Source organism: Roseateles sp., from assembly GCF_039595595.1.
In the GTDB taxonomy this organism is placed as follows: Bacteria; Pseudomonadota; Gammaproteobacteria; order Burkholderiales; family Burkholderiaceae_C; genus Roseateles.
This window is the reverse complement of record NZ_JBCNLG010000047.1, coordinates 1-20,818: the sequence shown is the minus strand read 5'-3', so window position 1 is coordinate 20,818 and position 20,818 is coordinate 1. Positions and strand designations below refer to the sequence as shown.

Here is a 20,818-nt window from a genome sequence, read left to right as displayed (position 1 = left end):
GAGGTGCGCAGTACCATTGCCCGCGCAGGGTGCCAACGAGTACCGAAGGCGTCAGACCTTCACCAGGGCCCGGCACATCAACAACCCTTGATGGAGAGAATCGAAATGGCAACTGCGAAGAAGGCCGCGCCCGCCAAGAAGGCGGCACCGGCCAAGAAGGCGGCCCCTGCGAAGAAGGCCGCCGCCCCTGCGAAGAAGGCGGCACCTGCGAAGAAGGCTGCGCCCGCGAAGAAGGCAGCCCCCGCCGCGAAGAAGGCTGCCGCTCCCGCCAAGAAGCGCACCCCCAACGCCGCCTTCATGAAGGCCCTGACCCCCAGCCCCGCGCTGGCCGCGATCGTCGGCGACAAGCCGCTGCCGCGCACCGACGTGGTGAAGAAGGTCTGGGAATACATCAAGAAGCACAACCTGCAGGATGCTGCGCAGAAGCGCGTCATCAACGCCGACGCCAAGCTGAAGGAGATCTTCGGCAAGGCCAAGGCCGACATGTTCGAGATGACCCGCCTGATCAACAGCCACCTGAAGGATTGAACGCGGCGGCCGCAAGGCCGCTTCTGCATTCAGGACAAGGCCCGCCTCGAGCGGGCTTTTTTGTGGCTCGCGCGGCCGGACGCGGCTCGGATGGGCTCAGAGCCGCTCGAGCGCGGCGCGCAGCTGGCGCACGTCGATGGGCTTGAGCCAGTAGTCCTGGAAGCCGGCGGCGCGCGCGCGCTGGCGCTGATCGTCCATCACGTCGGCCGACAGCGCGATGCAGCGCAGCCCGGCGAGCCGCGCATCGGCGCGCACCAGCGCCATCAGCTCCAGCCCGTTCATGTCCGGCAGGTTCATGTCCATCAGCACCAGCGAGGGCATCACCCGCGGCAGCATCTCCATCGCCTGCGCGCCGGTCTCGGCGACCTCCAGGGTCCAGCCCGGCATGAGGCGGAAGACCTCCTCCATCAGCACGATGTTGATGCGGTCGTCCTCGACATAGACGACGTGGCGGGCGGCGGGGGAGGACGACATGGCGGGAACGGGCGGGGGAGTTGGCACGATACCAGCGATTGCCGGACGAGGCAGCGTTGTCCATGTCGCCGTCGTCAATCGCCTCTCGGCGTGTGCGATTCACCAATCTGTGCGAACTGTGATGGTCGTGTGACAAAAAACACGTTGCACGACACCCTCGGCTGAGGGGGCGGGCCAGGAGCCACCGGCCTTCGCTCCCTACACTGCCGAGCCATTCCCGTCACATCCAGTCATTGATGCCACGGATGGATACAGGGAATGACACAAGCGGCAAGGCCTGACCCCAGGGGTGTCCCCGGAGGCAGCCGTCGCAGAACAAGAGATCTGTCATGTCGTTGGTGGCCGCAATCGCGATGGCCGCGTCCACGGTGACGCTGCCGAACTGTTCCTGGGACAAGCCCGGCGTGAATCCGTTCATGGGCGATCTGGTTGCGGCCGTGGACCGCTACAAGGACATTCCGGCGGCGACGCGCGCCAAGCTCCGGGCGCGCATGGAGGCTCGCCAGTACGACGAGATCGTCGACATCCACCGCGACAGCATCGTGGGCCGCTACGACTACGACAGCGCCATTCGCGAGATGCATTTCGGCGCGGGTTCGGTGTGCCGGACCGTGACGCGGGCCAAGTGGACGGACCAGACGCTGGAGCGGGGCCTCGTGTATTGCGAGGACGGCCAGTGCATCCTGGTGCCGACGGTGTGCCGCAATGTCAGCCGCATCACGCGCGGCAAGCTCAAGCCCGCGGCGGCCGTCCCGGTGGCGAAGAACGAGGACGAGCCGCTGATGTTCGAGCCGCCGGCTGCCGGTGCGTCCGGCGATGGCGGCGGGGATCCGGGCAGCTTCGCGCGCACCGCGGGCGTGCCGCCGACCGCGACCTCCAACACCAGCCTCGTCGCGCCGGCGCCCGGCAGCGGCAGTGGCGGCGCGGGCGGTGGCGGCGGAGGCATCTCGATGCCGGGCGGGCCCGGCATCATCACGCTGCCTCCCGTGCCGCAAGGCAATACCGGCGGTGGCGGCCGTCCGCCGATTCCCGGCGTGCCGGAGCCCCAGACCTGGCTGCTGTTCGCGCTGGGGTTGGGCGCATTGGCCGCCGTCGCGAAGCGCCGCCAGCCAGGCGGCAACGGCGCCTGAATCGCGTCGCCCGCGGCGCGCCGGTTCAGCCGCGCGCCAGCAGCGGCTTCAGATAGCGGCCGGTGTGGCTCGCCTCGCAGGCGGCCACCTCCTCGGGCGTGCCCGCGACGAGCAGCCGCCCGCCGCCGGAGCCGCCCTCCGGACCCATGTCGATCAGCCAGTCGGCGGTTTTGATGACGTCGAGGTTGTGCTCGATGATCACGATCGTGTTGCCCGCGTCGCGCAGCTGATGCACCACCTTGAGCAGCAGCGCGATGTCGGCGAAGTGCAGGCCGGTGGTGGGCTCGTCGAGGATGTACAGCGTCCGGCCGGTGTCGCGCTTGGAGAGCTCCAGCGCCAGCTTCACGCGCTGCGCCTCGCCGCCTGACAGCGTCGTCGCGCTCTGGCCGAGCTTCACGTAGCCCAGGCCCACGTCCATCAGCGTTTGCAGCTTGCGGGCCAGCGTCGGCACCGCGCTGAAGAAGGCGAGCGCGTCCTCCACCGTCATGCCCAGCACCTCGGAGATGTTGCGGCCCTTGTAGAGCACTTCCAGCGTTTCGCGGTTGTAGCGCTTGCCACCGCAGGTGTCGCAGGGGACGTAGACGTCGGGCAGGAAGTGCATCTCCACCTTCAGCACGCCGTCGCCCTGGCAGGATTCGCAGCGCCCGCCGGCCACGTTGAAGCTGAAGCGGCCCGCGCCGTAGCCGCGTTCGCGCGCGGTGGGCATCTCGGCGAACAGCTCGCGGATGGGGGTGAACAGGCCGGTGTAGGTGGCGGGATTGGAGCGCGGCGTGCGGCCGATCGGCGACTGGTCGACGTTGATCACCTTGTCGAAGGCGTCCATGCCCTCGATCTCGTCGTGCTGGGCCGGCTCGGCGTGGCTCTGGTAGAGCTTGCGCGCGACGGCGGCGTACAGCGTGTCGTTGACCAGCGTGCTCTTGCCCGAACCCGACACGCCGGTCACGCAGGTGAGCAGCCCGACCGGGAACTCGACGGTCACGCCCTTGAGGTTGTTGCCGCGCGCGTTGACGATCTTCAGCGTGCGCGGGTCCGCGCTGTCGCTGAGGGCGTGACGCCGCTTGGGGACCTCGATGCGCTCGACGCCGCTCAGATAGCGGCCGGTCGAGGAATTCAGATTGGCTGCCACTTCCTCCGGCGTGCCCTGCGCCATGATGCGGCCGCCATGCACGCCAGCGCCCGGGCCCAGGTCCAGCACATGGTCGGCGGCGCGGATCGCGTCCTCGTCGTGCTCGACGACCAGCACCGAGTTGCCCAGGTCGCGCAGGCGCCGCAGCGTCGCGATCAGCCGGTCGTTGTCGCGCTGGTGCAGGCCGATGCTGGGCTCGTCCAGCACGTACATCACGCCGGTCAGGCCCGAGCCGATCTGCGACGCCAGCCGGATGCGCTGCGCCTCGCCGCCGGACAGCGTGTCGGCGCTGCGGTCCAGGCTCAGGTAGTTCAGGCCGACGTCGTTGAGGAAGTGCAGCCGCGACGCGATCTCGCGGATCACCTTGTCGGCGATCTCCGCCTTCGCGCCCTTGAGCTTGAGCGACTCGAAATAGGCCAGCGCCTCGCGCAGCGTCGCGTGCTCGACCTCGTAGATCGGCTTGCCGCGCTCGCCGTCGGCGGCGTCGGCCGGCTGCAGCAGCACGTTGCGGGCCTCGCGGCGCAGGCGCGAGCCGTCGCACTCCGTGCAGGGCTTGGCGCTCTGGTAGCGCGCGAGTTCCTCGCGCACGGCGGCAGAATCGGTCTCGCGGAAGCGCCGCGTCAGGTTGGGCAGGATGCCCTCGAACGGATGGGAGCGCTTGACGCTGCGCTTGCGCCCGTTCGCGCCTTCGGCCTGATAGGTGAAGCTGATCTCGTCCTCGCCCGAGCCCTGCAGCAGCACGTGGCGCGCCTGCTCGGGCAGTTCCTCGAAGGGGAGTTCGATGTCGAAGCCGTAATGCCTGGCCACCGACTCCAGCATCGAGAAGGTGTAGGCGTTGCGGCGGTCCCAGCCCTTGACCGCGCCGCTGGCCATGCTCAGCGTGGGGAAGGCGACGACGCGTTCCGGATCGAACACGGTGACCTGGCCCAGTCCTTCGCAGGCGGGACAGGCGCCGACCGGCGAGTTGAACGAGAACAGCCGCGGCTCCAGCTCCGGCAGCGAATAGCTGCAGATGGGGCACGCGAACTTGCTCGAATAGATGGCTTCGGCGCCGCTGTCCATGTTCAGCACCAGCGCGCGGCCGTCGGCCAGGCGCAGCGCGGCCTCGAAGCTCTCGGCCAGGCGCTGGCGCAACTGGTCGGCGCCGTCGTGGCGCAGCTTGACGCGGTCGACGACGACGTCGATGTCGTGCTTCTCGGCCTTCTTCAGCGCCGGCAGGTCGGGCACCTCGACGGTCTGGCCATCGACGCGGAAGCGCACATAGCCCTGCGCCTGCAGGTCCTGGAACAGTTCGATGAACTCGCCCTTGCGGTCGCGCACCACCGGCGCCAGCACCATCAGCCGCGACTCGTCCGGCATGGCCAGCACCGCGTCGACCATCTGGCCGACGCTGGACGCCTCCAGCGGCAGGTGGTGGTCGGGGCAGAACGGCGTGCCGGCGCGCGCGTAGAGCAGGCGCAGGTAGTCGTGGATCTCGGTGACGGTGCCCACCGTCGAGCGCGGGTTGTGGCTGGTGGCCTTCTGCTCGATCGAGATCGCCGGCGACAGCCCTTCGATGACGTCCACCTCGGGCTTGTCCATCAGCTGCAGGAACTGCCGCGCGTAGGCCGACAGGCTCTCGACATAGCGGCGCTGGCCCTCGGCGTACAGCGTGTCGAAGGCCAGCGAGGACTTGCCCGAGCCCGACAGCCCGGTGATCACCACCAGCTGGTTGCGCGGCAGGTCGACATCGATGTTCTTGAGGTTGTGGGTGCGCGCGCCGCGCACGCGGATCATCGGCGTCTCGCCCCCCGCGCGGCCGAGCGCCTGCCCCAGGTACCGGCCCGGCTGCGGCGCGGCGGCGGGCTCGGGCGGGACGGGAACGGCGGGCGGGACTTTCGTGGACATGGGGCCGGGGCACTGGAAGGCGAACTCGCCATGATAGGGCCAGCCCCGTTCCCGCGCCCATGCCTGCTGACAGCGCGTGGCAGCGGGAGGAATACCGAAATCCTTCCCGTCGTCCCGTCTTTGCGGGGGGAGCGCCCCCGGGACGGAGATGCAGAATCAGCGGATCCCCCGCCAGCCCCTCCCCTTGATGAAGCTCAAAGCCCCGTCGCTGTCGCTACGCAGTGTCATCCTGCTCGCGGTGGTGATCGGCATCGCGGCGCCGGCGCTGGCGCTGGTGGCGTTCAGCGACGCGTTCATCCGCCGCAGCCTGGAGCCGGTGCTCGAAGGCCAGCGCGCGGCCGTGATCACGCTGGCGGCCAACGGCCTGGCCGAGCCGCTGTGGACGGTGGACAGCCCGGCGGTGCAGCGGGCGATCGATCAGTTGTTGTCGGACGTCAGCGTCTGCGCGGTCGAGCTCAACGAGGAACGCGCCGACACCGCCGACATCGTCCGCGCCAAGTGCAGCAAGGACTGGCCGACGGTGACGCTGGCGGCGACCATCCGGCGTGAGAACCAGGTGCTGGGCAGCCTGCGTGTGCAGTTCGACGACGCGGCGCAGGCGCGCATGCTCGCCGAGGGCCGGCGGCAGACGGCGATGATCGTGGCCGTCCAGGTCGTGGCGGGCGTGGTCATCGTGCTGATGGTGTTCTACCTGCGCCTGGTGCGCCCGATCGATCGCCTCAAGCGCCTGGCCAACGCCATCGCGGAACGCCAGCCCGTGCCGCGCCTGCGTTGGAACCGCAAGGACGAGCTGGGGCAACTGGGCGTTCACCTGGACCAGATGGGCCAGCAGATCGCTGGCCTGCTGGCCGACATGGAAAGCAAGAACGCGCAGCTGCATCAGCTGGCCATGTACGACCACCTGACCGGCTTGCCGAACCGGACGCTGTTCCGCGAGGTCTTCCTGCATGAGGCCGCGGTGGCGCGGCGCGAGCAGACCAACCTGGCGCTGCTGTTCGTGGACCTGGACCGATTCAAGGCGATCAACGATTCGCTGGGCCATGCCGCGGGCGACCGCATGCTGCTGCAGGCGAGCGAGCGGCTGCGCCAGGCGGTGCGCGAATCCGATCTCGCATGCCGGGTCAGCGGCGACGAGTTCCTGCTGCTGATGCGCGATTCCAGCGAGCAGGTTGCCTACGCGGCGCAGCGCCTGATCGAGGCGCTGAACGCGCCGCTGCAGCTCGAGGGCGGCGTGGCCAGCGTGTCGGCGAGCATCGGCATCGCGCTGTTCCCGCGCGATGGCGAGGACTTCGACACCCTCGTGCGGCACGCCGACCTGGCGATGTACCGCGCCAAGCAGCTGGGCCGGTCGCGCTACAGCTTCTTCCAGCAGGACATGGACGCGGCGGCGGTGCAGCGGATGGAGCTCGAGCGCGAGCTCACGCTGGCGCTGGAGCGCGACGAGCTGCTGCTGCACTACCAGGCCGTCGTCGATGCCCGCACCGGCGCGTGGTCGGGACTGGAGGCGCTGATGCGCTGGCAGCATCCGCAGCGCGGGCTGGTGATGCCGGGCCAGTTCATCGAGCTGGCCGAGGAGACCGGCCAGATCCTGGCGCTGGGATGGAGCACCATCGAGCAGGCCTGCGCGCAACTGGCGCGCTGGAAGGCGGAAGGGCGGCATCCGGGGCCGATCTCGATCAACCTGTCGGCCCTGCAGTTCCGCGAGCCCGGTCTGGCCGAGCGGATCGCGGAAGCGATGCGCCGGCATTCGGTGGATCCAGGCGAGCTGGCGATCGAGCTGACCGAGAGCGCGCTGCTGAGCGACACCGACACCGTGCTGCAGACGCTGGCGCGGCTCACGGAGCGCGGACTGAGCCTGTCGGTGGACGATTTCGGGACCGGGTATTCCTCGCTGGCCTATCTGAAGCTGCTGCGTCCGGCGCGGCTGAAGATCGACCGCGCCTTCGTCCGCGATCTGCCCAGCAGCGCGGATGACCGCGCGCTGGTGCGGGCCATGATGGGCATGGCGCAGGCGCTGGGCATCGAGGTGGTGGCCGAGGGCGTCGAGACCGAGGCCCAGCGCGACGCGCTGCTGGCGCTGGGCTGCTGGCGCCAGCAAGGCTATCTGTACTGCCGGCCGCAGCCCGCCCAGGCGCTGGCGCCGCGGCTGGCGGCCTGGCCGCCCCAGGATGGGGCGCCACTCGCGGTGCGCGGCTGAGCCTGTTCCAGGGGCCGTCCCCGTTCCCTCCATTCAGCCCCCCGATCGGCATTTCGGCGCGCGATAGCGGCAATTCGTCGCGCCGCCGTGGCCTTGTGACGGGTGGCGGCGCACAGTCCAGGCTCAACGCATTGCCAGGACTGGAACCACCACCGCAGGGGACCGCCATGAACGACGCCGCCAAGACCTTCCTCACCGCCCTGGCCGCCGTGGCCAGCGCCGCCGTCATCGCCTTGTGCCTGGCGGACGTGAACGAAGCGCTGCGTCCGGCGACCCCGGTGCCCCAGCACTGGGCCGAGCAGACCATGCCGGGACCTCAGGCCGACCAGGCCAGCAAGCCGCGCGGATGACCACCGCTCGGCCTGCGCTCCGATAGACGCCACGCTTCCTCCCGGCATTTCGAAGCCCGCCTGACCAGCGGGCTTCCTTTTTTTGTTCGCGCGATGTCAGCGCGATGTCCAGGCCTGTCCGAATGTGTCCGCGGACACCACATACCGATCGCTCACAACCACGATGGAATGGGGCATCGCGGCGATCCGGACGATTCTGGAATCCATTCGTCGCGATGGCACGCAGTTCACTCCGCCGCCATGCGCATTCGTCGCTTGCGGCTCGCGGCGAGCGGATGTCACGACGACACTGACATCACTGACACACGCAACCCCTTCAAGGAGATCGACATGAGCACCACCACTTTCAAGGCTTCCCGCACCCCTCGCACCCCGCGCATCGGCATGAGCCGCGGCGCGAGCTTCAAGGCCCTGGCCTTCGGCGTCGGCGCGACGCTGGCGATCGCCTTCAGCCTGCTCCACGTGCAGGCTCAGCGCGAACTGCGCGCGTCGGTCATCACGCTGGATCCGGTGGTCATCACCGCCAAGCGCGAGAAGCTGCCCACCGTCTACATCACCGGCCGCCGCGACACCGGCGCCGACGGCCAGCAACTGGCCTCGAGCGCGCAGGCCGCCTGCACGACCCAGCTCTGCTGAGCTCCGCGGTTGCGCTGTCAAGGCGGCGGCCGCGGCGGATCGACCCGCAGCGACCGCCAACGAGAACGCCCGGCAATGCCGGGCGTTTTTTCTTTCCGCGCGGACTTGCTGTTCAGAACGCCCAGCCCATCCGGGCCCAGAGGCGGACACCGCGGTCGGGCTCGGACTGCGCGCGCTCCGAGCCGCGGGCGGCGATCGACACCGACCAGTCGAGCTCGCGCCAACTGCCTCGCACGGCGGCGCCGTAGCCGCGCAGCGTGCGGACGTTGTTCCCGGCCAGGAAGGGCGTTTCGTTGAGACGCACGCCGCCCGCGTTGTAGAAGACGCTGGGAATGAAGGCCGGATTCACGGCGTAGTAGAGCTCGCCGGCCGCCAGCCAGCCCTCGTCGCCGACGGCCTCGCCGGCCGGATAGCCGCGCACGCCGTTGACGCCGCCGAGCGCGAACTTCTGATACGAGTCCAGATTGCGCGACGCGAGCTGCCCGCTCAGCGTCATCAGCAGGCCCCAGCCGCCGCTCAGCCGCTGGTGGCGCTGCAGATCGAGGTTCAAGGTGCCGTAGTGGCCGGCGGTCCGCGCGCTCAGTTGATCGATGAGGGCCGCGGAGGGCGAGGTGAACGCCAGGCGTCCGTATCCGATCCGCAGGCCGAGCCGCGTGTCGGCGCCAGCGCCGGTGTCGTCGCGGCCGCTGAAGGTCAGCTGGAGCGAGTAATGCGTGGCACGCTTGCCCGTCGAGGTCGCGGTCGCGCCGACTTCGTCGGCCAGGCGGCGGCGCTCGACGCCGAGCTGCGCGCTGATGTTGGTGCCGCTGCCGCGGACCAGGGGATAGGCGAGCAGCCATTCGGCCACGTTGGCCTGCCCATGCGCATCGAGCTCGGCAAAGGCGCTGCCCAGCACGTACTGCGTGTGCGTGAGGTTCAGCGCGGTGCTGAGGCCGCTCGCGCCGATCGGGATCTGCGCCGAGAGGCGGCCGTAGTAGAGGTCCTCGTCGCTCGCCATCACGCGCAGGCCGAGCGATTCGCCGTGGCCGGTCGGGCTGTTGAGGTCGAGGGTCCCGCCGATCCGGCGCTCGCCGGTGTAGCGCGATCCGTGGTTGTCCGCGTCCAGGCGGCCGGAGATCAGCGGGGCGGCCGCGTTGTCGACCGACAGGATCGTGTCGCCGGTTCGCGCGCCCGGCTGCAAGCGCGCGGTGGGCTGGGCGCCGGGCAAGTCGGACAGCAGCAGCAGGACCCGATCGATCCGTTCCTGGTTCAGCGGGGCGTCGCGCGGAATCGCCGCGAGACGGGACTCGATGACGTCGGGCAGCAGGCGGCTGCCGGGCGCCGTTTGCACCTGCACCTCGGCCAAGCGGCCTTCGATCACGCGGATCTCGACCTCGCCATCGCGGATCGACTGCGCCGGCAGCACCGCTCGCGCCAACGGCCAGCCGCGATCGCGATAGAAGCGCGTGATGCGGATGGCGCCCTCCGTGAGCTCGGGCAGCGTGCGGGTCCCGTCGCCAAGATCCGCCACCAGCGCCTCGAGCTCGGCGGCGGGGAACAGCGTCGCGCCGGTGACGCGCAGGTGGCGCACGGGGATCGGCGTGTTGTCCTGGGCAGGGGCGGGGTTGGGCGAGGGGTCGGCGTCGGAGCGGCCCTGCGCTTGGATCGGAGAAGCGGCCGCCAGGAGCCAGGCGGCCAGACAGACGGTGCGACGAGCAGTCTTGATTCCGCAGGGGCAGCGATTCATGAGGTGAGTGATCGCGAGGTCCCTGGACTTTAGCGTTCCGCGTCGGCCGGCCAGACCGCGGTGCCGAAGGCCGCCGCTTCCGTCCACCAGCGGCGGGTATCGGTCCTGTTCGGCGGGGCGTCATCGGGGGAGGCCGTGCGGAAGATGGCGGCGAGGGAGGCGAGGTAGGGGATGGCCAGTTCCTCGGAGCCGGTCGCGAGCCCGGCGGGACTGCCCGCGAGCACCGTCAGCACGCCAGGCGCGTACTGGATGGCGTAATTGCGGCTGCTCAGGCCGGTGGCGAACACGTCGTAGCGCCCTGCGGGGGAAGCGGCCGTCGCGTCGGTCAGAAAGCGCAGCGTGCCAAGCAGGTCGCTGCCTGAGGCCGCCGATTGGCCGGGCACGAAGCCCGAGTAACTCGCCTGGAAGGCGGGGTTGAGCTGGCCGATCAGACGTGCCGCGTCGTTGACGGTGACGAGCAGCGGCGCTGGCGTGATGGTGTAGCTGTGCCCCGGCGCGAGCGCCACCGCGTAGCCGAGCCGGTCGGCGAGCGTGCCCGGCTGGATCGCGAAGCGGCCTGCGTCTTCGCCGGCGGCGCGTGTCAGGGCGCCGGAGAAGATCATCGCGGCGGTGTCGCCGTTGCGTTGGCCCGCCACAGTCCAGGCGATGTCGGAATGCGTCAGCCCGCCGTCGTAGACCTTGGTGTTGGCGGCGTCGATGGGCGTGACCGTGACCGTCGGCTGCTCGCGGTACAGGACATAGGTCGTGCCGTCGCCGACGCCGAGGGCGCCTGGCGGGTCGCCCGCCTGCCGGCCATATCGGAAGTTGCCGCTGCCGGCTGCGGCCCGCTGCGCGAGGGTGCCGCCCAGGACGGTCGTGTCGATGCTGCCGGAATGGACGGTGAGCACGCGCCCTGGGTCGAGCGACAAGGTGGCGCTGCTGATCACGTCGCCGCCCGTGGCATCGCCGCGAGCGCGCGATGCGCCCGCGGAGAGTGTCAGGTCTCCTCCGGCAAGGCGCCACGCGCCGCTGACGCTCAGATCACCGGAGGTGGTGGTCAAGGACACGGGGCCCGCAGTGGACAAGCGGGTGACGGACATGGCCTGCCCGTTGAGGATGACCGCGTTGGTGGCATCGTCGACCCGCAGCGTGGTGAAGGCATTGCGGGCATCCTGCAGTTGGATCGACCCGCCGCCCAGCGTGGCCGTGCCTGCGACGGAGATCACGCCGGACTGGGTGAGCGTGGGAGTCTTGACGGACAGATCGCCGCTGAGCAGGGCGGTGCCGAGGGACAAGGGCTGGCTGGAGACGATCGTCGCGTCGCGGCCGGCAGCGCTGACCGCGCCGCCGAATGCATTGCCGCTGTCGGCCAGCGTGATGGCGGAGGTCCCGCTGTTGAGCACCGTCGCGCCAGCGACCGAGAGCGCCCCGCTTTGAGAGATGCCCGCCCCTGTGGCGGCGAACGCACCGCTCACCGTCGACGGGCCAATGATCAGCGGGCCGCTGGTGCCGATCGTCGTGTCGCCGCTGGTGAGGCTCATGGCACCGCCGAACACGTTGCTGCTGTTGGCCAGCGTGATGGCCGACGAGCCGCTGTTCAGCGTGGTCGCGCCGGCGACCGAGAGCGCGCCGCTTTGAGAGATGCCCGCCCCTGTGGCGGCGAACGCACCGCTCAGCGTCGATGGGCCAATGATCAGCGGGCCGCTGGTGCCGATCGTCGCGTCGCCGCCTGTGATGCTCACAGCACCGCCGAACACGTTGCTGCCGTTGGCCAGTGTGGTGGCCGACGAACCGCTGTTCAGCGTGGTCGCGCCGGCGACCGAGAGCGCGCCGCTTTGAGAGATGCCCGCCCCTGTGGCGGCGAACGCACCGCTCAGCGTCGATGGGCCAATGATCAGCGGGCCGCTGGTGCCGATCGATGCGTCGCTGCTTGTGAGACTCACCGCGCCGCCGAACGCGTTGCTGTTGTTGGTCAGCGTGATGGCTGACGCGCCGCCGTTGAGCGTGGTCGTGCCGGCGACCGAAAGCGCGCCGCTTTGGGAGAGGCCCCCCGCCGCCGCGCTCAGCGAGCCGCTCAGCGTCGATGCACCGAAGTTCAGCGGACCGCCGGCATTGATCGTCGCGTTGCCGCTCATGAGACTGACGGCGCCGCCAAACGCGTTGCTGCTGTTGGTCAGCGTGATGGCTGACGAGCCGCTGTTCAGCGATGTCGCTCCGCCGATCGAGAGCGCCCCGCTCTGCGCGATCCCCGGTGCATTCGCCGTCAAGTTGCCTGTCAGCGTCGACGCGCCCAGCGTCAATGCCGCCCCGGCTCGCAGCGATGCCGAACTGCCAGCCAGACTCACCGCGCCGCCGAAGCTGTTGCCCGCATGGGTCAGCGTGATCGCCGAACTGCCCGCGTTGAACACCGACGCGCCGGAAACCGTCACCGCGCCGCTTTGCGCCAGCCCCGGTGCGGTGACGGTCAGCGTCCCTGTCACCGCCGACGGCCCCAAGGTCAGTGCCGTCGTGTTGAACAGCATGGTGCTCGCCGCCGTCACGGCGACCGGGCCCGAGAACGCATTGCCGCCATTGGTGAGGCTCACCGTGTTGCCAGCACCACCGGCCTGGATCGAGGTGCTCCCGCCGATCTGGAAGTAGCCACCGAAGGTCGTGTCATCCGCCACCATGCCGGCCGCCGACACCAGGCTCAGATTGCCGGGCACGATCAGCCCGCCCTTGTTCCAGAACGACCGGCGCCCGGATGCAAGGCTCTCCGCATTGATCTGCAGCGGTGCCAGGGTCGGCACCGTGAGCGTCGCGCCGCCGCCGCCGATGTAGAAGCCGGTGTAGCCGCTGACCGTGTCGAGGGCATTGGCGGTGATGCTGATCGTCGACGACGCGGGCGCGCTCAGCCGCACCGCCCCGCTCCCGGTGCCCCACACGCCGTCGCCGCCGGCGTTGCTGCCCGAGATGCCGAGCGCGCCGCTCGTGGCCGTCAGGTTGACCTTGCCGTCGAGCTTCACCGCCGCGTTGCCGTTGCTGGTGCTGCTCGCGCCACCGACCGTGCCGTTCGTCCCGTTGATGGTCACCGAGCCGCCGGTCACGCTGACCGCGTTGCTGCTGCTGCCGATCAGCGCGACGGTGGACTGCTGGTTCCGATAGGTGCTGGCCGACGGATTGGTCGCGGTCCCCGTGATCGTGACCGCGCCAGTGGTCGACAGCGTGTCCAGCGCGCCCAGCGTGACGGCGCTTCCCGACCAGGTGGCCGTGTTCCCGGCCGCGGTCCCGGTCAGCGTGATGGCCCCGCCGCCCGAACTGGTCAGCGAGTTGCCGCCATTGAGATAGACGCCGATGTTGTTCGTCGAGAACAGCGGCGCGCCATTGGCATTCGTGCCGGTGACCGTCGCGATGCCGCCGCTCGTGCCGGACACGGAGATCGGTCCCGTCGCCGTGCTCAAGGAGGTCGATCTCAGCCACACGCCCTGGGTGTTGCCGTTCGCGCGCGTGGTGCCCGTGAGGGAAATGGCGCCCGCGCCGCTGGTGGTCCAGACGCTGTTGCTCAGGTCCAGCGCGGGCAGGGTCGCCGAGGACGCGCCGTTGGCCGTGACCGTGATGGTGCCGCCATTGGCGTTGATGTCGAGGAAGCGCAGGCTGATGGCGCTGGTGTTCGAGGCGGACGTCGTCGCCGCGGCGCTCATCGACACGTTGAGCGCGCCGCTGCTGCTGGAGATCGTGCGATGCCCGCCGGACGTCGCGTTGGTGGTGATGCGGCCGTCCGCGACCAGGCTCAGCGTGGCGGCGCCTCCGGCGGTCTTCGAGATGCTGCCGTTGATGGCGATGTTGCCTTCCTGCGCGCCCGCGCCGACGGTGCGGATCGTGACGTTGCCGCCGCCATTGAGGATGCTCTGGATGCTGCCGGTGTTGACGAGGGAGCCACTCGCGCTGGGCGTCCAGACGCCGCCCGAAAAGCCTCCGCCGGTCTGCGCGCCGGTCGAGATGGTGACGTTGTAGGGATCGAGCAGCCACAGGCCGCCGCCGCCCGAGACGTCGACCTCGATGCCGCTGGTGTCGAGCGCATGGCCGGAGGTCTCGATGCGGCCGCCGCTGCCGCCCGACGGACCGCCGGCCGCCTTCAGCCGGCCGTGCACATTCGCCGCGTCGGTGCCCCAGACGATGATCTCGCCGCCAGGTCCGCGCAGGGTCGCACTTGCGTCCACGGACGCGGTGGGCGCCACGAAGGCCGCCGAGGCGTTGGGCGCTGGTCCAGCGCCCTGGAAGTTGCCGCCGACGAGCACCTGCCCCCCGCCCGCCGTGCCGCTCGCGTCCACGCGCGCGCCGTCGAAGAGCCCCACCTTGTCCCCCAGCACCCGCACGGTGCCGCCGACGCCGCCCGCATCCGGCGCGCTGGCGTCGAGCCGGCCATCGACCCGCACGATGCCGGCCGCCGGGTCGCCGATCAGTTCGATGGTCCCGCGATCGTTGCGGACCGATCGGGCCTGCACGACCCCCGATGAGTTGACGACGGCATCGGCCAGGTGATCCCGTCCGCGCGCCGTCAGCGTCACGCGGCCGCCATCGGCCACGATCAATCCGCCGTTGTCGGCCAGCGCCTGCGCCGCCCCTGTGCTGATCGTGTATCCCAGCGGACTGCCGTCCGCCATCGTCAGCGAGACGCTCGAGGCCGCCGCGAGCAGGACGCTGCCGCCGGGCGCGCCCAAGGTGCCGGTGTTCTCGACGCCCGAGGCGATCAGCGCCAGGTGGCCGCCGGGCGCCGCCTGGATCGTCCCTTGATTGACGACGCGGGCGGTGCTGTCGCCCGAGAGTTCGAAGCGGCCCGCCGCGAAGTCGGCGTTGCTCAGGGTCAGGGTGCTCGCGACGAGGCTGCCCACCTCCACCCGCGCGCCTCGCCCGAACAGCACGCCATTGGGATTGAGGAGGAACACGCGCCCGTTGGCGCTCAGTTCCCCCAGGATGACGCTGGACTCCCGGCCCGTCACGCGGTTCAGCGCGATGGCGCCGGGCCCGGGCTGCATGAAGCGGACGGACTCGCCGGCACCGATGCTGAAGGCGGTCCAGTCGATCGCCATCCGGTTCGATCCCTGCGTGATCGTGGTGGCACCGCCGTTCTGGACGATGCGTCCGGCCCCGGACGTCACGACGCCTCCGGCCGGCTCCGCGCACGCGATGCTGGCGAAGAGTGAGCCGATTGCCCAGACGATCGGCTGGAGGTGTCCCGGCGCCAGGGCGCGATGGGCGGTGATGCGCGAGGTCATGGCTGCTCCCTGTGAAGCTGAGTCGCGACACCGTCAACTTAGCACGCGAGGTGCCTGGCCGTCTCAACCGTCCTCGCACCCCGGCGAGGAACCCCTTGCTTCGGGGACAGCCCGGGGGGCCGTCCACGGCGGGGTCAGGCCTCGCCCAGCACCCGCAGCAGGTCTTCGCCGTAGGCTTCGAGTTTCTTCGCGCCGATGCCGCTGATGCCGGACATCTCGTCGAGCGAGCGCGGCTGCGCGCGCGCCAACTCCGCCAGCGTGACGTTCTGGAAGATCACATAGGCGGGCAGGCCGTGTTCCCGCGCCACGTCCGCGCGCCAGGCCTTGAGCGCGTCGAAGCGCGCCAGCGCCGCCGGGTCCAGATCCGCCGCGGCCTCCGAGCGCCGCGACCCCGAGACCGAGCCGCGGCTGGCCTTGCCGCGCCTGCTCGGCGAGGTCGGCTGGCGCAGCAGCATCCGCACCTCGCCGCGCAGCACCGCCTTGGCGCCGGCGCCCAGCGACAGCGTGTTGTATTCGCCCTCCGTCACCGCGTATCCGAGCGCGATCAACTGCCGGATCACCGCGCGCCACTGCTGCTCGCTCAGCGCGGCGCCGACGCCCCAGGTGCTCAGCGACTGATGGCGGTACTGGTTGACCTTGTCGGTCTCCTTGCCGCGCAGCACGTCGATCAGATGGCCCGAGCCGAAGCTGAAGCCGGTGGCCTGATGGAAGCGGTAGATGCACGACAGCGCCATCCGCGCCGCCTCGGTCGCGTCCCAGGTCGCGGGCGGGTTCAGGCAGTTGTCGCAGTTGCCGCAGGGCTCGCTGTGCTCGCCGAAGTAGGCGAGCAGCCGCACGCGCCGGCAATCGATCGCCTCGGCCAGCGCCAGCAGCGCGTCGAGCTTGCCGCGCTGCACCTGCTTGAACTCCTCGGTCGACGGGCTCTCGTCGATCATGCGGCGCTGCTGCACGACGTCGGCCAGGCCATAGGCCATCCAGGCCTGCGCGGGCTCGCCGTCGCGGCCGGCGCGGCCGGTCTCCTGGTAGTAGCCCTCGATGTTCTTGGGCAGGTCCAGATGGGCGACGAAGCGCACGTCGGGCTTGTCGATGCCCATGCCGAAGGCGATGGTCGCGACCATCACGATGCCGTCCTCGCGCAGGAAGCGGTCCTGGTGGCGCTTGCGCTGCTCCTGCTCCATGCCGGCGTGGTACGGCAGCGCGTTGATGCCCTTGGACCGCAGCCACTCGGCGGTCTCGTCCACCTTCTTGCGGCTTTGGCAGTAGACGACGCCGGCCTCGTCCTCGTGCTCGTCCTGGATGAAGCGCAGCAGCTGCTCGCGCGGGCTGTCCTTCTCGACGATCAGGTAGCGGATGTTGGGCCGGTCGAACGAAGCGACGAAGACCTCGGCCGAGCCGAGCTGCAGCCGCTCGATGATGTCGGCGCGGGTGATGTCGTCGGCGGTGGCGGTCAGCGCGATGCGCGGGATATCGGGGAAGCGCTCGTGCAGCAGGCTCAGCGAGAGGTATTCGCTGCGGAAGTCGTGGCCCCATTGGCTGACGCAGTGCGCCTCGTCGATGGCGAACAGCGAGAGCAGTCCGCGCTCGTACAGCGACTGCATCTGCGCGATGAAGCGCGCGGTGTTGACGCGCTCCGGCGCGGCGTAGAGCAGCGTGAGGCGGCCGGCGAGCATCTCGCGCTCGATGCGCTGGGTTTCCTCCAGGGTCTGCGTGGAGTTGAGGAAGGCGGCCTCGACGCCGGCCTCCTCGAGCGCGCCGACCTGGTCGTGCATCAGGGCGATGAGCGGACTGACGACCACGGTGACGCCATGGCCGGCGCGCTGGCGGGCGATGGCGGGGATCTGGTAGCAGAGCGACTTGCCGCCGCCGGTGGGCATGAGGACCAGCGCGTCGCCGCCGGCGGTCACGTGGTCGACGATCGCGGCCTGCTGGCCGCGAAAGGCGCTGTAACCGAACACCTCTTGCAAGATGGCTAGCGGGGCGGGGTGGTGCTTGGACGAACTCATGGAGCCCTCGATTGTCCCGCACATCGGCGGGGCTGCCGTTCACCAAACCGGCGCGGCGATGTGCGCGCCAAGCCGTCAGGACGACGCCTCGGCTGGGGCCGCCCACCGGGTTCGGTGGGATGCCGACTCATTTCCGCCATCCGATCAGCGTTTGCCGGGGATCGCCGCCGAAAAGGGGTGGCGGCATAATCCGCCCCCTGCGCCGCGGGTTTCCGCGCTCGCCACGGGCGAGCGTTCCGGGCGATTGGCGGCGCAGGTTTTCCCATTCCGAACATTCAACGATACGCAAGCGAAGGCACCCCTCATGGCCTCGGTCAACAAAGTCATCATCCTCGGCAATCTGGGCCGTGATCCGGAACTGCGCTACACGCCGAGTGGCAGCGCGGTGTGCAACGTGAGCATCGCGACGACGCGCAACTGGAAGAGCCGCGAAGGCGGCGAGCGCCAGGAAGAGACCGAATGGCACCGCGTGGTGTTCTACGACCGTCTGGCCGAGATCGCGGGTGAGTATCTGAAGAAGGGCCGTCCGGTGTACGTGGAGGGCCGCCTGAAGACCCGCAAGTGGCAGGACAAGGAAGGCAAGGACAACTACACGACCGAGATCATTGCCGAGCAGATGCAGCTGCTGGGTGGCCGCGAAGGCGGTGGTGGCGATGACATGGGGGGTGGCGGCGGTGGCGGCTACAGCCGCGAGCGCTCGTCGGAGCGCAGCGGCGGCAGCGGCCGCGACAGCGGTGACTTCGACGCGCCGCGCGCGCCAGCCCCGCGTGCCGCGGCGCCTCGCGCCCCGGCCCCCGCGCCGAAGCCCGCGACGGGTTTCGATGACATGGATGACGATATTCCGTTCTAAAGCCGGCCTGACGTAGATCTGTAAACAAGGGCCCGTGGCGTCAGTCGCCACGGGCCCTTTTGCTTGTTGACTCAATGTGAGTCCGGCAACCCCATCTTGAAGCGGGAGAGCACAGCGGCAAGGATGGTGTCCACCGGCTTCGGCTTCGGCTTCGGCCTCGGCCTCGAGGCCCTCAGCGCAAGAACCCGGTGAATGCCTCAGTCGCAAATGCTGAGGCGGAAATCAGCTTCCTGCTGATTCCAGAGGCTCCCGCCGTCGACATATCGTGCCCCGGCAGTTCGGCATCCGTGTCAACTCTCCGAGGAGCCGCATCGTGGCATTCCAACCGACCCTTTCCCCCTCCCACCCCATTGCACCGAGATGGCAGCGCCTGACAGCCGGCGTGCTGGCCTGTTGTCTTTCAATCGCGCTGCCGCCGGTAGCTCGCGCCCAGGCGAAGAAGCCCAACAGCGTCGACTATTCGATGTACTTCCTGGCCGATGTGCGCGACAACGAGAACTGCGCGATGACGGTCGACCGGGACGGCAAGTGGTCCGTCGACCCGCGCGTCAGCAATCCCGCGATGACCTGCCCCGATATGACGTCGTGGCGCCTGTTCGCCACGGTGGTGCGGGACAAGTTCTGGAGCGATTGGGCCGATGAGGTGCAGAACTGGCCGCTGCAGCCCTGGCCGCTGTGCTCGGCCACGGTCACCACCGGTTGCTGCGTGCCCAACTCGCCGAAAAACGACCCGGCCCACTGCCCCATCTTCCCCGGCAACGCTGCCGGCGGCTCGGCCACCGCCTTGAAGGCCAGCGTTCCGACACACCGCACCGGCCGCCCCGCGCTGACGCAACACCTGCAGGCGCTGGAGAGCCCGGCCGACCTGGACAAGATGGTGGCGAACCTGAAGCTGTCGCAGCTGCGGGCTGCGCAGGCGGCCGAGACGCCCGAGTGCCCGGCCTCGGTGCTGAAGCAACTGGTGCCCAGGACCTATGAAAGCATCGGTCGGGTGGTACGCCAGACCAACTCGGAGGTCACCATCCGCAACCGCGCCTTCCACGAGTACCTGTTCGCGAACAACCTCTACAACAGCAATGGGGTCGCAGCCGTCTTCACGGCCAATGACGGCAACCAGAAGAAGAACGCCCCGTACGCCGCGGACAGTCGCTCGGCCGGCCAGGGCCAGCCCGCCAGGCTCAGCAAGATCGATTTCCCGTCGGACGCGATCATGATCAAGAGCAATTGGCTGTACGACGGCATTGCGCGCGAGCTGGGCATCAACAACTCGGCGGACAAGCCGTTCATCACGCAGAAGATGACGACGGCGGTGCAATACGGCCAGGGTGCGCAGGCGGTGAACTGCCGGCTGACCGGCACCCATTACCTGATGGCGTTCCACATCTCGTCCAAGGACATCCCGAACTGGGTGTGGACGACCTTCGAGCACATCGCGATGCCCGGCCGGTGTGACTACATCGGCTGCAACGACTCCTATGGATATCGTTCCACCGACACCTTGCCTGCAGGCGTGGCCCGCAACTACGTGGCGCCGCACGTGAAGACGGACGATCTGGCGATGTCGCCGTCCATCGTGTTCGACACCGACAAGCTGTATCCGGTGGAAGCGGTCAACCCCGGGCTGGACCAGGTGTTCAAGAGCCTGGGCATCGGCACGACCCGCAGCGCCGACAAGGACCAGCCGGCGGTGGCGGACCTGGCTTGGCGCAGCTACCGGCTGAAGGGATCACAGGTGGAGTTCACCAACCCGATGGGCCGCAAGACGGTGCTGGGCAATTCCATCACCGAGGCCGGCTTCATGAACCGCGTGAGCTGCGCCACCTGCCACGCCCGCGCCGGCATCCACCTCGAGCAGGACAAGGCGAACTTCTTCCGCCTGAGCGTGTTCAACAAGAGCCTGTCGGAGTACGGCTACGCACAGAGCGTGCACGGCACGCCCAACCCGGCGTGGTTCCACAACGACAACAACATCGGCACGCTGGATGTGCTGCAGGTCGACTTCGTGTGGGGGTTCTTCAATGCCAATCCGGTGGTGACGAAGGCGGGGCCTTGAATCGACCAGGATTCTCCAGACCCCGCTCGACCCATCCAATCGGGTCTCGGTCATGCACGTCGTCGTCCATTGAAGCTGCGCGAGGGGGCGGAACCGGGTTTGCTGGCGGGGCACATATCGTTCCGTCAATGCCTTCCGCCCGCCGCCAACGAAGATGACGGGTGACAGGTCGTCGAGGCGGCTGTAATCGGGCGTGCACTTTCCATCCGTTCGTGCACGGGACAAACCGACGTCGGCGCGGTGTCTCCGCAAACGCCGATCAGCAACACGACGATGCGACGGGTGGAAGGCGCCTCTCCTCTTGCACGAGCGCGCTCAGGGGACGAGCAGCTCCGACGCGCTGTCAAGCAAAAAGGCTCCGAATCTCAAAGCCCTCGATGCAGTAGCCGGTCTTTCAGAGCTTCTTGTTGGCGACCTGCGGAGTCGGTGCGCGATGGGTCGATCCGCCGATCGTGGGGTAGGTCAGCGTGGCGACACGTGCAGCATCCTTCAGAAATGAGCCTGTCCTGAATTTTGTGTGCGAGGCATAACATGACCCGACTCCGGAGCATTTATGCCAATCGACAAACCTCTGAGCAAGACCAAGCTGAGGAACGCCGCGATAGCGGCCAAGTCTGCCGCGTT

At 69.2% G+C, this 20,818-nt stretch carries 13 protein-coding genes; 7 read left to right on the top strand and 6 right to left on the bottom strand.

The genetic code is table 11. The features are described from left to right. Positions 1–105: 105 nt before the first annotated feature. Positions 106–528 (top strand): SWIB/MDM2 domain-containing protein, encoded by a 423-nt coding sequence (locus ABDW61_RS25620; RefSeq protein ID WP_343642842.1) that lies wholly within the window; start codon positions 106–108, stop codon positions 526–528. 96 nt (positions 529–624) lie between these two features. Here the strand turns inward: ABDW61_RS25620 and ABDW61_RS25615 are convergent, their stop codons facing one another. Beyond that, complete coding sequence (locus tag ABDW61_RS25615; protein WP_343642839.1) at positions 625–1,002, bottom strand: response regulator; 378 nt, start codon at positions 1,000–1,002, stop codon at positions 625–627. 329 nt (positions 1,003–1,331) lie between these two features. Between ABDW61_RS25615 and ABDW61_RS25610 the strand changes: the two genes are divergently transcribed. After that, positions 1,332–2,132, top strand: coding sequence for an MHFG family PEP-CTERM protein (locus ABDW61_RS25610; RefSeq protein WP_343642838.1), 801 nt, complete (start codon positions 1,332–1,334; stop codon positions 2,130–2,132). A 25-nt stretch (positions 2,133–2,157) separates the two neighbouring features. Here ABDW61_RS25610 and uvrA read toward each other — a convergent pair whose 3' ends face one another. Next, the gene (gene uvrA / locus ABDW61_RS25605) at positions 2,158–5,034 is read right to left on the bottom strand and encodes an excinuclease ABC subunit UvrA (protein ID WP_343642841.1); all 2,877 of its coding nucleotides are present in this window, start codon (positions 5,032–5,034) and stop codon (positions 2,158–2,160) included. 298 nt (positions 5,035–5,332) lie between these two features. On the opposite strand from uvrA, the gene ABDW61_RS25600 reads away from it, so the two are divergent. The 3 genes from ABDW61_RS25600 (at position 5,333) to ABDW61_RS25590 (ending at position 8,328) form a co-directional block, all read left to right on the top strand. Beyond that, positions 5,333–7,342 carry an EAL domain-containing protein gene (locus ABDW61_RS25600; protein ID WP_343642836.1) on the top strand — a complete coding sequence of 670 codons (2,010 nt, stop codon included), beginning with the start codon at positions 5,333–5,335 and terminating at the stop codon, positions 7,340–7,342. Positions 7,343–7,509: 167 nt separating this feature from the next. Continuing rightward, positions 7,510–7,692 carry a hypothetical protein gene (locus ABDW61_RS25595; protein ID WP_343642834.1) on the top strand — a complete coding sequence of 61 codons (183 nt, stop codon included), beginning with the start codon at positions 7,510–7,512 and terminating at the stop codon, positions 7,690–7,692. 330 nt (positions 7,693–8,022) lie between these two features. After that, positions 8,023–8,328, top strand: a complete 306-nt coding sequence (locus ABDW61_RS25590) for a hypothetical protein (protein WP_343642832.1) — start codon at positions 8,023–8,025, stop codon at positions 8,326–8,328. Between the two features lie 112 nt (positions 8,329–8,440). Here the strand turns inward: ABDW61_RS25590 and ABDW61_RS25585 are convergent, their stop codons facing one another. From ABDW61_RS25585 to recQ, 3 genes are all read right to left on the bottom strand, one after another. Beyond that, positions 8,441–10,054: a ShlB/FhaC/HecB family hemolysin secretion/activation protein gene (locus tag ABDW61_RS25585; protein WP_343642830.1), complete on the bottom strand. Its 1,614-nt coding sequence runs from the start codon at positions 10,052–10,054 to the stop codon at positions 8,441–8,443. Between the two features lie 29 nt (positions 10,055–10,083). Beyond that, positions 10,084–15,288 (bottom strand): MBG domain-containing protein, encoded by a 5,205-nt coding sequence (locus ABDW61_RS25580; RefSeq protein WP_343642828.1) that lies wholly within the window; start codon positions 15,286–15,288, stop codon positions 10,084–10,086. Positions 15,289–15,422: 134 nt separating this feature from the next. Continuing rightward, the gene (recQ, locus tag ABDW61_RS25575; protein ID WP_343642827.1) at positions 15,423–17,291 is read right to left on the bottom strand and encodes a DNA helicase RecQ; all 1,869 of its coding nucleotides are present in this window, start codon (positions 17,289–17,291) and stop codon (positions 15,423–15,425) included. 304 nt (positions 17,292–17,595) lie between these two features. Here recQ and ssb point away from each other — a divergent pair, with 304 nt between their 5' ends. Continuing rightward, a complete protein-coding gene (ssb, locus tag ABDW61_RS25570; RefSeq protein ID WP_343642840.1) occupies positions 17,596–18,141 on the top strand; it encodes a single-stranded DNA-binding protein in 546 nt (181 codons plus the stop codon). 313 nt (positions 18,142–18,454) lie between these two features. Continuing rightward, the gene (locus ABDW61_RS25565; RefSeq protein WP_343642826.1) at positions 18,455–20,194 is read left to right on the top strand and encodes a hypothetical protein; all 1,740 of its coding nucleotides are present in this window, start codon (positions 18,455–18,457) and stop codon (positions 20,192–20,194) included. A gap of 394 nt (positions 20,195–20,588) precedes the next feature. Here ABDW61_RS25565 and ABDW61_RS25560 read toward each other — a convergent pair. Further along, positions 20,589–20,818: hypothetical protein (locus tag ABDW61_RS25560; protein ID WP_343642825.1), on the bottom strand; the 230-nt coding region annotated here is incomplete at its 5' end.

Bases quoted from the DNA above. Each gene is read 5' to 3' on its own strand.
- uvrA (WP_343642841.1), bottom strand. From the start codon at position 5,034: ATGATCCGCGTGCGCGGCGCGCGCACCCACAACCTCAAGAACATCGAT.
- ABDW61_RS25590 (WP_343642832.1), top strand. From the start codon at position 8,023: ATGAGCACCACCACTTTCAAGGCTTCCCGCACCCCTCGCACCCCGCGC.
- ABDW61_RS25595 (WP_343642834.1), top strand. From the start codon at position 7,510: ATGAACGACGCCGCCAAGACCTTCCTCACCGCCCTGGCCGCCGTGGCC.
- ABDW61_RS25615 (WP_343642839.1), bottom strand. From the start codon at position 1,002: ATGTCGTCCTCCCCCGCCGCCCGCCACGTCGTCTATGTCGAGGACGAC.
- ABDW61_RS25585 (WP_343642830.1), bottom strand. From the start codon at position 10,054: ATGAATCGCTGCCCCTGCGGAATCAAGACTGCTCGTCGCACCGTCTGT.
- ABDW61_RS25620 (WP_343642842.1), top strand. From the start codon at position 106: ATGGCAACTGCGAAGAAGGCCGCGCCCGCCAAGAAGGCGGCACCGGCC.
- ssb (WP_343642840.1), top strand. From the start codon at position 17,596: ATGGCCTCGGTCAACAAAGTCATCATCCTCGGCAATCTGGGCCGTGAT.
- ABDW61_RS25600 (WP_343642836.1), top strand. From the start codon at position 5,333: ATGAAGCTCAAAGCCCCGTCGCTGTCGCTACGCAGTGTCATCCTGCTC.
- recQ (WP_343642827.1), bottom strand. From the start codon at position 17,291: ATGAGTTCGTCCAAGCACCACCCCGCCCCGCTAGCCATCTTGCAAGAG.
- ABDW61_RS25610 (WP_343642838.1), top strand. From the start codon at position 1,332: ATGTCGTTGGTGGCCGCAATCGCGATGGCCGCGTCCACGGTGACGCTG.
- ABDW61_RS25580 (WP_343642828.1), bottom strand. From the start codon at position 15,288: ATGACCTCGCGCATCACCGCCCATCGCGCCCTGGCGCCGGGACACCTC.